Genomic DNA, 12,591 nt, shown 5'->3' with positions numbered 1-12,591 from the left:
ATCCACCGAATTTGTTGAGGAACGTCTGCGATGGAGCAGAACGCTGAACAGACCCTGAGTCTTCCCCTTTTGCCGCTGCGGGACGTGGTCGTCTATCCGCAGATGGTGATTCCGCTGTTCGTGGGGCGCGAAAAGTCGATACGCGCGCTCGAGACGGCCATGGAGCACGACAAGCGGATATTGCTCGTTGCGCAGCGCGAGGCCGGTCAGGACGACCCTGAATTCGGCGATCTCTTCGATGTCGGCACGGTGGCTGAAATCATGCAGCTGCTCAAGCTGCCCGATGGCACCGTGAAAGTCTTGATCGAAGGCGATTACCGAGCTGACATCAGTGACATCCAGGAGAACGATGCCGGGTACGTCTCGGCCGAGGCCGTCCGTCGCGAAAGCGAAAACCTGACCGAGCGTGAACAGGAATCGCTGGTGCGCGTGTTGCTCAATCAGTTCGAGCAATACGTCAAGCTGTCCAAGAAGGTGCCCAACGAAGTGCTCAATTCGTTGTCCGGCATCGAGGATCCCAGTCGTCTGGTGGACACCATCTGCGCTCATCTGTCGCTCAAGATCGGCGACAAGCAGGAGTTGCTCGAGATGGATCGCGTGCGTGATCGCATCGAGCACTTGATGGCGCTGATCGAGTCGGAGATCGACCTGCTGCAGGTGGAAAAGCGCATTCGCTCGCGCGTCAAGGATCAGATGGAGAAGTCGCAGCGCGAGTACTATCTCAATGAGCAGATGAAAGCCATCCAGAAAGAAATGGGTGAGCTCGAGAATGCGCCCAATGAGGCGGACAAGTACGAGCAGCTGATCGAATCCACGGGCATGCCCAAGGAGGCGGCCGATAAGGCGCGCCAGGAACTCGGCAAGCTGAAGATGATGGCGCCGACCTCGGCCGAAGCAACGGTGGTGCGCTCGTACCTCGATTGGCTGGTGGCGGTCCCCTGGAAGAAGCGCTCGCGCGTCAAGCACGACCTGGTGAATGCCCAGAAAGTGCTCGATGAAGACCACTATGGCCTGGAAGAGGTCAAGGAGCGCATCCTCGAATACCTGGCCGTCCAGAAGCGCGTCAAGAAGCTCAAGGGCCCGGTGCTCTGCCTGGTGGGGCCGCCCGGGGTGGGCAAGACCTCGTTGGGGCAGTCGATCGCACGCGCCACCAATCGGCGTTACGTGCGTCTGGCATTGGGTGGCATTCGCGATGAATCCGAGATTCGTGGTCATCGGCGTACCTACATCGGCTCGCTGCCGGGCAAGATGATTCAGCGCATGAGCAAGGCCGAGGTGCGCAATCCACTCTTCTTGCTCGACGAAGTCGACAAGATCGGCATGGATCATCGTGGCGACCCATCGTCGGCACTGCTTGAGGTGCTCGACCCCGAGCAGAACAACAGTTTCAGCGATCATTATCTGGAACTGGATTACGACCTTTCCGATGTCATGTTCATCTGCACCGCGAACTCGATGAACATTCCCGAGCCATTGCTCGACCGGATGGAAATCATCCGCCTGCCCGGTTATACCGAAGACGAAAAACTGGCGATCGCCAAGCGGTATCTGGTGCCCAAGCAGCTCAAGGCCAACGGTCTCAAGGATGACGAACTCAGCTTCTCGGATGACGCGCTGCTGGAACTGGTGCGCTATTACACACGTGAAGCGGGCGTGCGCGAGCTGGAGCGTCAAATCGCCAAGGTCAGCCGTAAGGTACTGCGCGAGCGGGTCGAGCTCGAGAAAAAGCAAGGCGCTCAGGGGCCGCAGTGGCTTGCTGCATCGGATATCGAAGGCTACGCCGGTGTGCGCCGTCACAGTTATGGGCTGGCCGATCAGCAAGATCAGGTAGGCCGTGTGACCGGTCTTGCCTGGACCTCGGTAGGCGGCGAGCTACTCAACATCGAATCGGTGGTGTCGCCAGGCAAGGGGCGTCTCAACAAGACGGGCTCACTTGGCGATGTCATGAAAGAGTCCGTGGATGCCGCGCATACCGTGGTGCGAGCTCGTGCTAGAGCGTTGGACATCGATCCTGACCGTTTCGAGAAGGAAGACCTGCATATCCACGTGCCGGAAGGGGCGACGCCCAAGGATGGCCCGAGTGCGGGTGTCGCCATGGTGACCGCGATGGTCTCGGCGTATACCGCGCGCCCGGTCCGTTGTGACGTGGCCATGACCGGCGAAGTCAACCTGCGGGGCGAGGTGATGCCGATCGGCGGTCTCAAGGAGAAATTGCTGGCGGCGCGACGCGGTGGTATAAAGACGGTGCTAATACCGGAGGAAAATCGCCGGGATCTCAAGGAAGTGCCGGACAATATCAAGGATGCCTTGGATATCCGGCCCGTGAAATGGATAGATGAAGTTCTCGACGCGGCGCTGGTTGGAAAGGCAGAGGTTGAAACAGGTGACTCCTTAGCGGAGACTAGTCAGCCTTCGCGTTCCAACATAAGCACGCATTGACAGAATTTAGCGGCCATGTCGCGGTATGAACCCGCGCATGGCGCGGCTCGGCGCGAAGCTTTCTTGACAAGAGTTTCGTGGCATTGCTATAAATTCCAGCCTTTGTTGTGACGCTTCAGGAAGTGGAAGTTTCGCGCCGATTTCCAGTCATTACCGAAACAGTCAAGGGGTGAAGTGTGAACAAGTCCGAGCTGATCGAAGCCATTGCTGCATCTGCCGATATTCCCAAGGCGGCTGCAGGCCGTGCGCTCGACGCCATGGTCGATACCGTCTCCGATAGTCTGAAAAAGGGCGATTCTGTCGCACTGGTAGGCTTTGGCACATTCTCTGTCAAGGAGCGTGCTGCGCGTACTGGTCGTAATCCTCAGACCGGTCAGACGATCGAAATCAGCGCCGCCAAGGTGCCGACTTTCAAAGCAGGCAAGGCGCTCAAGGATTCGGTCAACTAAGACCGGTAGAGCGGGGTCGAGTGACCGTCGTGAGCGCGACGCATGACGGAAGCCGTGTCTGAAGCGAGATGTCGTGTCGGCTCGGCCCAGCCAAAAAGGCGCATCGCGTAAGCGGTGCGCCTTTTTCATGCGATGGCCATTCCGGTAGCGTGCCCTGTTTTGACCGGGATACACTCGTTGCCGGTATAATCCGTCCTGGTTCAAAGAATCTCCATCACGTCGAGGCAAGCATGCTGCAACGAATTCGAGAGGGTTCCCAAGGGTGGGCCGCCAAAGTGATCGTCGGGGCGATCATCGTGACGTTCGCACTCTTCGGGGCCGAGTCCCTGGTCGGGGTCTTTACCTCCGGCAGTAATGACGCCGCGACCGTGAACGGCGAATCGATCGGCAAGCGAGCGGTCGAGTTGCAGGTACAGCGCGCCATTCGTTCAGGGCAAGTGCCGCCCGATCAGGAGCGCGAGCTTCGTAAAGAAGTCCTCGACCGGCTGATCACCACGAAATTGTTGGATCAATACGCTGATGAAGGGGGCATGCATCTCTCCGATGCCCAGATCGACCAGCTCATCGTCAGCCGACCCGTATTTCAGGATTCGCAGGGCAATTTTTCGCAGGAAATCTTCACCAACCGTCTTGCGCAAGCCGGTTATACGCCTTTGTCCTTTCGTCACGAGCTGCGCCGTGACATGAAGCGCCAGCAGCTTCAGCAAGGGCTGGCGCTGTCGACGTTCGTGCTGCCTGGCGAAGCGAATCGTCTGCAGGCGCTGCAGAATCAGACACGCGATTTCCGCTATGCAGTGCTCACGCCGACAGACCTGCAAGCGCCGGTCGAGGTTAGCCAAGAAGACCTGAAAGCCTATTACGATGCGCACCGTGACCAGTATCAGCGCCCCGAGCAGGTCAAGGTCGCTTATGTCGTGCTGAATCAGCAACAGGTGGCGCAGGATATCGAGGTCGATGAGCAGCAATTGCGAGATGCTTATGCTCAGCAGCGCCAGGATGCTCCTCGTGAGGTTGCGCACATCATGGTCGATTATGGCGAGGAGCGCACACGCGAAGAGGCCATGGCGCGTATCAAGGAGGCGCAGCGCAAGCTCGATGAGGGTAAAGATTTCGCGTCCGTGGCGGCCGAGTACTCCGACGATGCGACGTCTGCCGATGAGGGCGGCGATCTGGGCGTGATCAAGCGTGGTTTCTTCGGCGATGCTTTTGATAACGCCGCTTTTTCGTTGAAGGAAGGAGAGGTGTCGTCGATCGTCGATGGCGGCGACGGCTTGCACTTGATCAAAGTGACCAACATCGAGTTTCCCAGCTTCGATGAGCAGCGTGACCAGCTCGCCGAGCAAGTGCGTCTCGATAACTCCAGCGATGCATTCAATCAGCGCGTTCAGGCGTTGGAAGACCAAAGCTATGCCGCTGAAGACTTGCAGAGCGTGGCCGACGATCTGGGGCTGAACGTGCGCACCAGTGGCTGGGTTTCCAGAGACAGTGCGCAAGGTCTCCTCGCCGAGCCTGGCGTGATGGATGCCGTGTTCAGCACGGATGTACTGGAAAATGGGTATAACAGCGATGTACTGGAGCTCGACGCTCAGCGCCGTGCCGTGGTGCGCGTCGTCGACCATCGTCAAGCCACGAGCTTGCCGCTCGATGAAGTGAAAAAGCAGGTTCGTGCGGCGGTCAAGGAAGCGAAAACGCGCGAAGCGCTTGAAGCGCGTGCTCAGGAACTGCTCGCGTCACTCCAAAGTGGCACGTCGGTGTCGCTCGACTGGCAAAAAGTCGAGGGCATCACGCGCGATGGCGACAGCGCTCCCGATTCGGTATTGCGCCAGGCTTTCCGCCTGCCGCATCCCGGCGAGGGGAGTAGCTTCGGGCAGGCGCCGACCGAAAATGGGGTCGCGGTCATCGAGTTGACCAGCGTGCATGAGGGCGATACATCAGCAGCGAGCAGCAGTGCGCCAATGGTTCAGCGATTGCGTGCACAGGCCGTCATTCAAGGACTGATCGAGACGCTGCGCGAGCGAGCCGATATCCAGCGCCTTTGATGGTCGATGCCCAACCGGTAAGCAAAAAGCGCGGCTCCAAGAGCCGCGCTTTTTTGTCGGCTGTGCCGATGATGCCGCTGGAAAGCGTTACCTGGTCTTATGATGTGCCGGTGTGACGTTCGAGGTCTTCAAGGATGATCAGTGCCTCGTCGCGACTGTCGCCGCAGACCGAGCGATCGTAATCGAAACGATGGCAGACGCTAGGCCGTCGGGCGTCGCCGAACAGACGACAGCGGTTGTCTTCGTCGAGCTGGACGCAGCGAACGCCCGCGGCCTTGCCCTCGGGCATGCCGGGAATAGCTGAGCTGATGGTCGGCGCGATGCAACACGCGCCACAACCGACGCGGCAAGACATGGCGTTTTCCGTAGGGTGCATAAACTAGAGATGGTCGTCTTGAATGCTGCGGTCACGATGATTCAGCGATGGCGCCTTTGTCGATGCCCTCGAACGCCTGGACACGTATCCTGCCGTGCGTCTCCCGGGCGATCTTGTCGGCCAGCCAAGCGGCGATATGCTCGATGGTCGTGGGCGTGGCAAGGAGATGGCAGCGCTCGCGGGGAAGCGTCAGGTGAAAGCGGCCTTGATCGGCGCTGTAGGCCACGCTGAGTGTCTCCCGGCACTCGTCGGCTTGCGGTGCGAGGTCCTCCTCGTGGATCAAATAGCTGGCATCCAGTGCTTGTGCCCATTGTCGCTCCAGCTCGGGGGCGCGTCGACCGTCTCGCCAGATGTGCAGGCGCGAACGGTGGCCGTGGGCGATACGCTGGCAGTTGCCCGCATGATGCTTGAGCCCATGACTGTAGCTATAGGCAGCCGTCTCGATTTCTTCTTCGCGCAAGCGTAAACGAATCGTCTCGACCTGCGCGGGTGGCCGACGACTGAGTTCAGTGGAGAGATGCGCGGCCACGTCTGCCACGGTGATGTCGGACCAGGGGAGCAAGGTAAAGCTCTGACGCGGTCCCCGCAGTTCCATGTGGTAGGGGAGCTGCGTGCGCAAACAGAGCCCTTCGGCGCAATCGAATACCTGAAGGCCCGGGGCCTGGGTGGGGACCAGCAAGGTGTGGTCAAGGCCGCTATCGAGGCGTGCCTTGATCCAGGGCTTGACCTCGCCGAAGTCGAACAGCATGCCGTCGGGGCCCAGTTCGCCATCGAGTTCGGCATCGACATGCCAACTGGCACCCATCAGTCCATGGGTCGGCGACCACACCGAGGCGTCGATATGGGTGAGGTGATTGACGAAAAGCGTCATCAGTCGATTCCCGCGATCTTGTGGGTTTGCAGCGAAAGCCGCCATGTGGGATGAGCCAGACAGTAAGACACGGTTTCGCGCATGGTCGTGCCTTGCCCGCCACGTGGCACGAGATCCATGGGCTGTAGGAAGAAATGCGTGAAGGCGAGATGCGTGAAGTGCTCAGGCATCGCATCCGACTGCGGAAATACCAGCTTCAATTCGTCGCCTTGCGTGATGCGCAACGGTGCGTCGCCCTTGGGGCTGACGCAGAGCCAGTCGATGCCGTCGGGAGGCGTCAGCGTACCATTGGTCTCGACGGCGATTTCGACCCCTTGGGCGTGCATGGCGTCGATGAGTGGCGTATCAAGCTGCAGTAACGGTTCGCCACCGGTGAATACCACATAGGGCACGCCCACGTCCTGGTCATGCGGCCAGAGGCTCATGAGGTGAGCCGCCAAGGCCTGAGCATCCGCAAAGCGACCGCCGTGCTGACCATCGGTGCCGATGAAATCGGTGTCGCAAAAGCGGCAGTGGCTGGTGGCGCGGTCACGTTCACGCCCCGACCACAGATTGCAGCCGGTGAAGCGGCAGAAAACGCTGGCACGTCCGGCACGGGCGCCTTCGCCCTGGAGCGTATAGAAGGCTTCCTTGACGCTGTACATCAGGACGTCACCTCCGGCTCGGCGTAGTCGAGCGGGTCCGCCATTTCCTGCGCGGCGAAGGCCGCCAGACGCTCCCGGCAGCTGCCGCATTGTCCGCAGGCACGCTGACCGCCCAGGTAGCAGGTCCACGTCTGGGCGTAGTCCAATCCCATGGAAACGCCGTCGGCCAGGATTTCATGCTTGCTGGCATACAAATAGGGGGCGGCGATGCGCACGGGATTGAAATCCGCGAGGGCGGCAACCGCGTTGACGCCCGTGACGAATTCGGGGCGGCAGTCGGGATACAGCACATGATCGCCACCATGAGCACCATAGAAGCAGACGTTGGCACCGATGTTGATGGCGTGACCGATGGCCAGCGAGAGCAGGATCATGTTGCGGTTGGGCACCACCGTGGCGGCCATGTTGTCGGCATCGTAATCGCCGCCGGGCATGTCGCGTTGGGTATCGGTCAAGGCGGAGTTGCCGATCAGGCCATGAATGGCACGAATGTCGACCACCTGGTGGGTGACCTCCAACTGCTGGCACACTCGGCGTGCGGCTTCCAGTTCGCGCGAATGGCGCTGCCCATAGTGAAACGAGAGGGCATGAACCTCGAACCCGGCACTCAGGGCACGGTGCAGCACGGTATAGGAGTCCATCCCGCCGGAGTAGATGACCACGGCCTTGGCGGTATCGTCGGGCGTGGTGAGTGCGGTGATGGCGGGCGCTCCAGCCTCGGGTGGCCGGAGAGCGTGACGCGTTACGTCGGTCATGAGATCAATCCTGGGCGGAGAATTTGTAGCCTCCCGCAAGTATCGCGGTACCTGCAGGAGACACGCCCGGGATCCGGTCCGGGCGAAGCGGTATAGTGTAACCGGCACATCGTTCGCCGGCTAGTCGCTGCGGATCAGGCCTGCGCGGCTCGGGCGGTGCCCGCGAGCCGTGTCATTCAAGCGCGCTGCGCTCGCCGCATAGCGGCGTCAGGAATTGATGGCGTTGCTGGGCGTCGGGCAGCGGCTGCGACACCAGGTGGACGAGCTTGGTGAATGTCGCCTCTGGGGTCATGTCGTCGCCCGCGAGCGCGCCGATATCCTTGAGGGCGCTGCCGCTGGCGTAAGTGCTCAGGGATACGGGGCCGTGCGGACACTGGCTGATGACGGCAAGCAACTTGCCGCTGCTGCTGGCGGCAGCAAGGGCGCCGATGAGGGCGTTGTCTTCGGGCACGTTGCCGCTGCCCCAGCATTCGAGCACTGCGCCACGTACCGTGTCGTCGTCGAGTAGACGTGCCACTTGGTGTGCTTGGATGCCGGGCCACAATGGCAGGCGCACGATCGACGACAGGGGCCTCAGGTCGGGAAGCTCGAAGCGTGGTGCGCCGTTCGAAGGCAGGAGTCGCGCCGTATAGAGGACGGGGTGGCTCTCGATGATCTCGCCCAGAAGCGGCCAGTTGGGAGAATGGAAGCCATCGAAGGCCTGAGTGTCCCATTTACGCGTGCGACAGCCGCGCATGAGCTTGCCATCGAAGGCGATGGCTACCTCGGTAAGGTCCGTCAGGGCGGCGAAGCGCAGTGCCGTTTCGACGTTGCCGAGTGCATCGCCGTGAGGCGCTTCCAATGGTTTTTGCGCGCCTGTCACAACGACGGGTTTGCCTAGCCCCTGCAATTGGAAGGCCAGGCTCGAGGCCGACCACGCCAACGTATCGGTGCCATGCAAGACCACGAAGCCGCTATAGTCGGCATAGCGGGTGGCGATGTCACGCGCCAGACGTTGCCAATCGGCGGGCGTGGCACTGCTCGAGTCGATAGGGGGCGTGTACTCGAGCATTTCGAAAGGCGGGATGGCGTCGCGCCGGGACGTCGTGAGGCGCGTTAAGGCTTGGCGTAGACGCGCCTCGAAGTCGCCGCCGGGGCGCAGTCCTCGAGGTCCGTCGCGCATGCCCAGGGTGCCGCCGGCATACAGGACGAGAACGGTATTGGAAGTCATGTTGTCACGGGTGTCCGCGGGAGTATCTTGATGAGTGTAATGGACGGCTAGTCGGCATCTCTCTCGGTCAGCGACCAGCCATCGGAACGGCGTGGTGGCGTGGCTGTGGCGTCCGGGGCGACAGCCTTCTGGCGTATGGCAGCGACGTCTTCATGGCTGACGAAGCGCAATGCCCCGTCGTTGCGCTGGGGCTGGGAAATCAGCCGGCCCTGGAAACGCCAGCAACGCTCGGGGACCCAGGACACATGATAACGTCGGCCTGCGTATTCGGCTTCACGTTCATCGATCAGGCATAGCTCTTTGTGTAGCGGTAGCCGCGCGAAGAGATCGGAGTGCAAGACCTCGTGATGCTCGCCGATACGCACCGGCCCCACGAACGTACCTTGGGCCAAGGCGCGTCGACGACGCGACATCCGCTCCGTGCCCTCCGCCATGCCGCTACCACACAGGTGCAGGGTGGTGTCGTCGAGTTGTTTGATCACCCAGATAGCAATGCCCTGTCGGCGGGACAGGCGGTCTTGCAACCACTTGAGCATGCAAACTCCTTCGGCCCTCAAGTGACGTCGTCGGGTTGGTGAGAGCGTGCTATAGATCGTGCCCCAGAATCACCTGACAGATGGCCGCGAAGCTGCGCGCTTCCGGCGGGTGATCGAGATCGATCCCCAGCGATCGGCTGATATCGGAGGCCGAGACCAGCCCACGAATGACCACGCCCTTGTCTCCGGGGGCGGTGATCAGCAAGTGCTGGTCGCCGGACGCCTTGAGCGTTTCCACGAGATCGCCGACGCGTGCCGTTTCGAGTTGTGCTAGCGACAGTGAGTGCAACTCTTCGCGTGGCGTCTGGATCATATCCACGGTGACTTCCTCGCGCGGCACATCATGCTGCTGCATGGCGATGGTGATCTTGCGGCCGCCGACCAGCTCGCGCGCGTTGATGACGCCGGTGAATCGCCCGTCCGGATCCATGACCATGAGCATGCGCACGCCTGCCTGTTTCATGGTGTTGAGGGCCTGCGAGATCGTGTTGGAGGTCAGGATGGTCTGGGCACGCTGAGTGCTGAAGTCGGTCAAGAGCCGCACGGCGGAGCTGTCCAGCGTCAGCTTGTGATGGGCTGTGCGTGGCTGCGCGATGCCGGTAACACCGTCGAGCTCGGACAGGGTCAGCGTGGAATAAAGGCGGGGTGTGGAAGATGTCGTCATGCTGCATTGCCTCGCTTGCTAAACCACCAGACCACGTTGCAAACCGCAGGACGCAGCCTGGAAAGTAGGGTTCACATGTGCCGGCGAAGGTCGCCACGTACACTATCGAGAAAGGTGATGAAGTGGGTGTCTCGATCATCATCCTGACGGTCGATGCGGCACCCCATTTTCATGCTGCGTTGGACGAGAATTTCATCGTAAATATCGAGCGTGACCTTGAGCGCCGGCTTGTCGCCGGGCGTGATGCTTCCATCCTCGAGCGTGAAACTCTCCAGTATCGTACCGCGCACGCGGGTGATGCCGCCCTCGGCGAGCACGCGACGCACGAATAGCCAGCCTTCGCAGGCCAGAGACGCTTCATGCGGGCGTTGGCGAAGGAAAAGCGTGCGGTAGCAAGCGCCTTCTGCGGCCCCTTTTTCCGCCATGCTGCGATACCCCTCGGCGACACGCGATGCCATCGCACCGGAATCGGCCAGTTTACGCACGGCTGCCGTATGCTCACGGTGCAATTGATCTTGCTGCTGAAAACGTTGCCAGCGTGCGTAATCGGCGAAAAGCGATGTCGAATCCATTATGACTGAGGCTCCTAGCGGTCGGTTCGAGGATCTCTATCATCGCTCATTGAGGCGTGCTATTGCCAGTGTCCACCGCGGTACGCGGTGGGGCGTCAGCGTCTCTCGACGCCAGCGGAACGATGTGGCGCCAGGCCTAAAGTTTGCGCGTCGGGGGCCGATGTACGAATAACGCGCGTAAAGTTCGTCTTTTTGGTGCTAGCGTCAACGGGGCACGTGATAAAAAGATCAATCCATTCAGTGAGGGCATGTCATGCCAACGATTACTTCCCTGGGCGTCGGCTCGGGGCTGGATTTGAGTGGCTTGCTGGATCAACTGAAATCAGCTGAAAGCGCCAAGCTGGAGCCGATTATCGAGCAGCGAGCAAACTACAAGGCCAAACTGTCGGCTTTCGGAAAGCTGGAGAATGCCTTGGAGTCGCTGCGTGAGTCGGCGGCGGCGCTCGATGACGCCGACACTTTTCAGGCGCTCGACAGCCAGATGGAAGGCGATGCCGTCAGTGTCTCCACCGATGCCAGTGCGATGCCGGGACGCTATCAGATCGACGTCAAAGCCTTGGCCCAGGCCCAGACGCTGGCGTCCGGCGGTTTTGAAGAAGCGGCCGAACTGGATCTCGGTGAGCTTTCCTTCAGCGTCGGCGATGAAACATTTTCCATTACGCTCGATGCCGACAACAACACCCTGGAAGGGTTGCGGGACGCGATCAATGCCCAGGGTGCCGGCATCGGCGCCTCGATCATCAACGACGGCAGCGTCACGCCTCAACGATTGGTGTTGACCGCCACTGAAACGGGCGAGACGAATCAGATCGCGATTTCTTCCACGACTGCGGCGCTGCAAACGGCGTTCGGTTTTGATTCAGGCGCGCCCACGGCTGGCGACATGCGTGAGACGGTAGCGGCTCAGGATGCAGCATTGAGCGTGAACGGTATCGCCATCACCAGTACCTCGAATCATGTCGAAGGTGCGCTGCAGGGCGTCACCCTCGATCTGAAGGCGACCAATGAAGGCGCGGCGGATGCGTTGACGCTCAGTCGCGACGATGCGGCGATCAAAGGTTCCATCAATGATTTCGTCAACGCCTACAACTCGCTGCAAGGGACCATGTCGAGTCTGACATCGTTCGATGCCGAGACCGGGGCGGCGGGGGAATTGCTGGGCAATTCCACACTGCGCGGCGTGGAATCGCAATTGCGCAATGCCATGGGGCGCGTCGGGGGCGGCGACTATGCATTGTTGAGCAACATGGGGATTTCCCTGGCGCTCGATGGCAAGCTCGAGATCGATGATGACACGCTCGATGGCGCGATTGCAGATAACCTCGATGGCGTCAGGACGTTTTTCGCTGGGGACGAAGAAAGCGGTGGGTTTGCGGCCGATCTGGATACGGTGCTGGATAGTCTGCTGGATGATGGCGGGGCGCTGGATACCGCCACCAGTGGCATCGATACGTCCCTTGAACGCCTGGGCGAGCGCTATACCAGCATGCAGGCGTCCATCGACGCGACAGTGGATCGCTACCGCACGCAGTTTGCCGATTTGGACGCGCTGGTGTCGCAGATGAACTCGACGAGTTCTTACTTGACGCAGCAATTCGATAGTTTGAACGCACAATTGAATCAATAGGGGAACGATCATGAACATGATGCGAGGTGCCCAGGCTTATGCCCGTGTCGGTGTCGAATCCGGGGTGATGTCGGCGAGTCCTCATCAGTTGATCGTGATGCTGTTCGACGGCGCGCAAGCCTCCATTCGCGCCGCCAAGCTGCACATGGAAGATGGCAATGCGGCGGCCAAGGGACAGGCCATTTCCAAGTCGCTGGATATCGTCAACAATGGTTTGGCGGCGGCGCTCGATCATGAACGCGGTGGCGAAATTGCAGAGCGTCTGAGCAGTTTGTATGACTATGTGGCGCGTCTATTGCTGCGAGCCAACCTGCGCAACGATCAGGCCGCCCTCGATGAAGCCGCGCATTTGCTGGAAGATATCGGTTCGGCCTGGCGGGACATCGCCCCTCAAGTGGATGGATCATGA

The 12,591-nt window shown here is 60.5% G+C and carries 13 protein-coding genes; 5 read left to right on the top strand and 8 right to left on the bottom strand.

The genetic code is table 11. The features are described 5' to 3' along the window. Window positions 1-30 precede the first annotated feature (30 nt). The 3 genes from lon (at window position 31) to C8E00_RS07585 (ending at window position 4,927) form a co-directional block, all read left to right on the top strand. The gene (lon, locus tag C8E00_RS07595; protein ID WP_133696491.1) at window positions 31-2,439 is read left to right on the top strand and encodes an endopeptidase La; all 2,409 of its coding nucleotides are present in this window, start codon (window positions 31-33) and stop codon (window positions 2,437-2,439) included. Window positions 2,440-2,615: 176 nt separating this feature from the next. Then, window positions 2,616-2,888, top strand: a complete 273-nt coding sequence (locus C8E00_RS07590) for an HU family DNA-binding protein (RefSeq protein WP_133696489.1) — start codon at window positions 2,616-2,618, stop codon at window positions 2,886-2,888. 230 nt (window positions 2,889-3,118) lie between these two features. Next, entirely contained in the window at window positions 3,119-4,927 is a 1,809-nt protein-coding gene (locus C8E00_RS07585; protein WP_133696486.1) for a SurA N-terminal domain-containing protein, read from the top strand. A 97-nt stretch (window positions 4,928-5,024) separates the two neighbouring features. Here C8E00_RS07585 and C8E00_RS07580 read toward each other — a convergent pair whose 3' ends face one another. The 8 genes from C8E00_RS07580 to C8E00_RS07545 all read right to left on the bottom strand — a co-directional run bounded on the left by C8E00_RS07580 (window position 5,025) and on the right by C8E00_RS07545 (window position 10,555). Continuing rightward, window positions 5,025-5,282: a YkgJ family cysteine cluster protein gene (locus C8E00_RS07580; RefSeq protein WP_133696484.1), complete on the bottom strand. Its 258-nt coding sequence runs from the start codon at window positions 5,280-5,282 to the stop codon at window positions 5,025-5,027. A gap of 52 nt (window positions 5,283-5,334) precedes the next feature. Next, complete coding sequence (locus tag C8E00_RS07575) at window positions 5,335-6,174, bottom strand: 6-pyruvoyl trahydropterin synthase family protein (RefSeq protein ID WP_133696482.1); 840 nt, start codon at window positions 6,172-6,174, stop codon at window positions 5,335-5,337. Beyond that, window positions 6,174-6,818, bottom strand: a complete 645-nt coding sequence (queE, locus tag C8E00_RS07570; RefSeq protein WP_133696479.1) for a 7-carboxy-7-deazaguanine synthase — start codon at window positions 6,816-6,818, stop codon at window positions 6,174-6,176. Before queE ends, C8E00_RS07575 begins: the two co-directional genes overlap by 1 nt. Next, window positions 6,818-7,573 carry a 7-cyano-7-deazaguanine synthase QueC gene (queC, locus tag C8E00_RS07565; RefSeq protein ID WP_133696477.1) on the bottom strand — a complete coding sequence of 252 codons (756 nt, stop codon included), beginning with the start codon at window positions 7,571-7,573 and terminating at the stop codon, window positions 6,818-6,820. Before queC ends, queE begins: the two co-directional genes overlap by 1 nt. Window positions 7,574-7,745: 172 nt before the next feature. Then, a complete protein-coding gene (locus C8E00_RS07560) occupies window positions 7,746-8,783 on the bottom strand; it encodes an asparaginase (RefSeq protein ID WP_133696474.1) in 1,038 nt (345 codons plus the stop codon). A 47-nt stretch (window positions 8,784-8,830) separates the two neighbouring features. Continuing rightward, entirely contained in the window at window positions 8,831-9,319 is a 489-nt protein-coding gene (locus tag C8E00_RS07555; RefSeq protein WP_133696471.1) for a hypothetical protein, read from the bottom strand. Between the two features lie 49 nt (window positions 9,320-9,368). Continuing rightward, on the bottom strand, window positions 9,369-9,983 hold the full coding sequence (locus C8E00_RS07550) for a CBS domain-containing protein (protein ID WP_133696469.1): 615 nt from the start codon (window positions 9,981-9,983) through the stop codon (window positions 9,369-9,371). Window positions 9,984-10,054: 71 nt separating this feature from the next. Continuing rightward, on the bottom strand, window positions 10,055-10,555 hold the full coding sequence (locus C8E00_RS07545; protein WP_133696467.1) for a hypothetical protein: 501 nt from the start codon (window positions 10,553-10,555) through the stop codon (window positions 10,055-10,057). A gap of 253 nt (window positions 10,556-10,808) precedes the next feature. On the opposite strand from C8E00_RS07545, the gene fliD reads away from it, so the two are divergent. Next, window positions 10,809-12,182 carry a flagellar filament capping protein FliD gene (fliD, locus tag C8E00_RS07540; RefSeq protein ID WP_133696465.1) on the top strand — a complete coding sequence of 458 codons (1,374 nt, stop codon included), beginning with the start codon at window positions 10,809-10,811 and terminating at the stop codon, window positions 12,180-12,182. A 10-nt stretch (window positions 12,183-12,192) separates the two neighbouring features. Next, window positions 12,193-12,591, top strand: a complete 399-nt coding sequence (gene fliS / locus C8E00_RS07535; protein WP_208291896.1) for a flagellar export chaperone FliS — start codon at window positions 12,193-12,195, stop codon at window positions 12,589-12,591.

This window comes from Chromohalobacter marismortui (assembly GCF_004364315.1).
GTDB lineage: Bacteria > Pseudomonadota > Gammaproteobacteria > Pseudomonadales > Halomonadaceae > Chromohalobacter > Chromohalobacter marismortui.
Note: the sequence above shows the minus strand (reverse complement) of the source record. Positions and strands in the feature narration are given on the sequence as shown.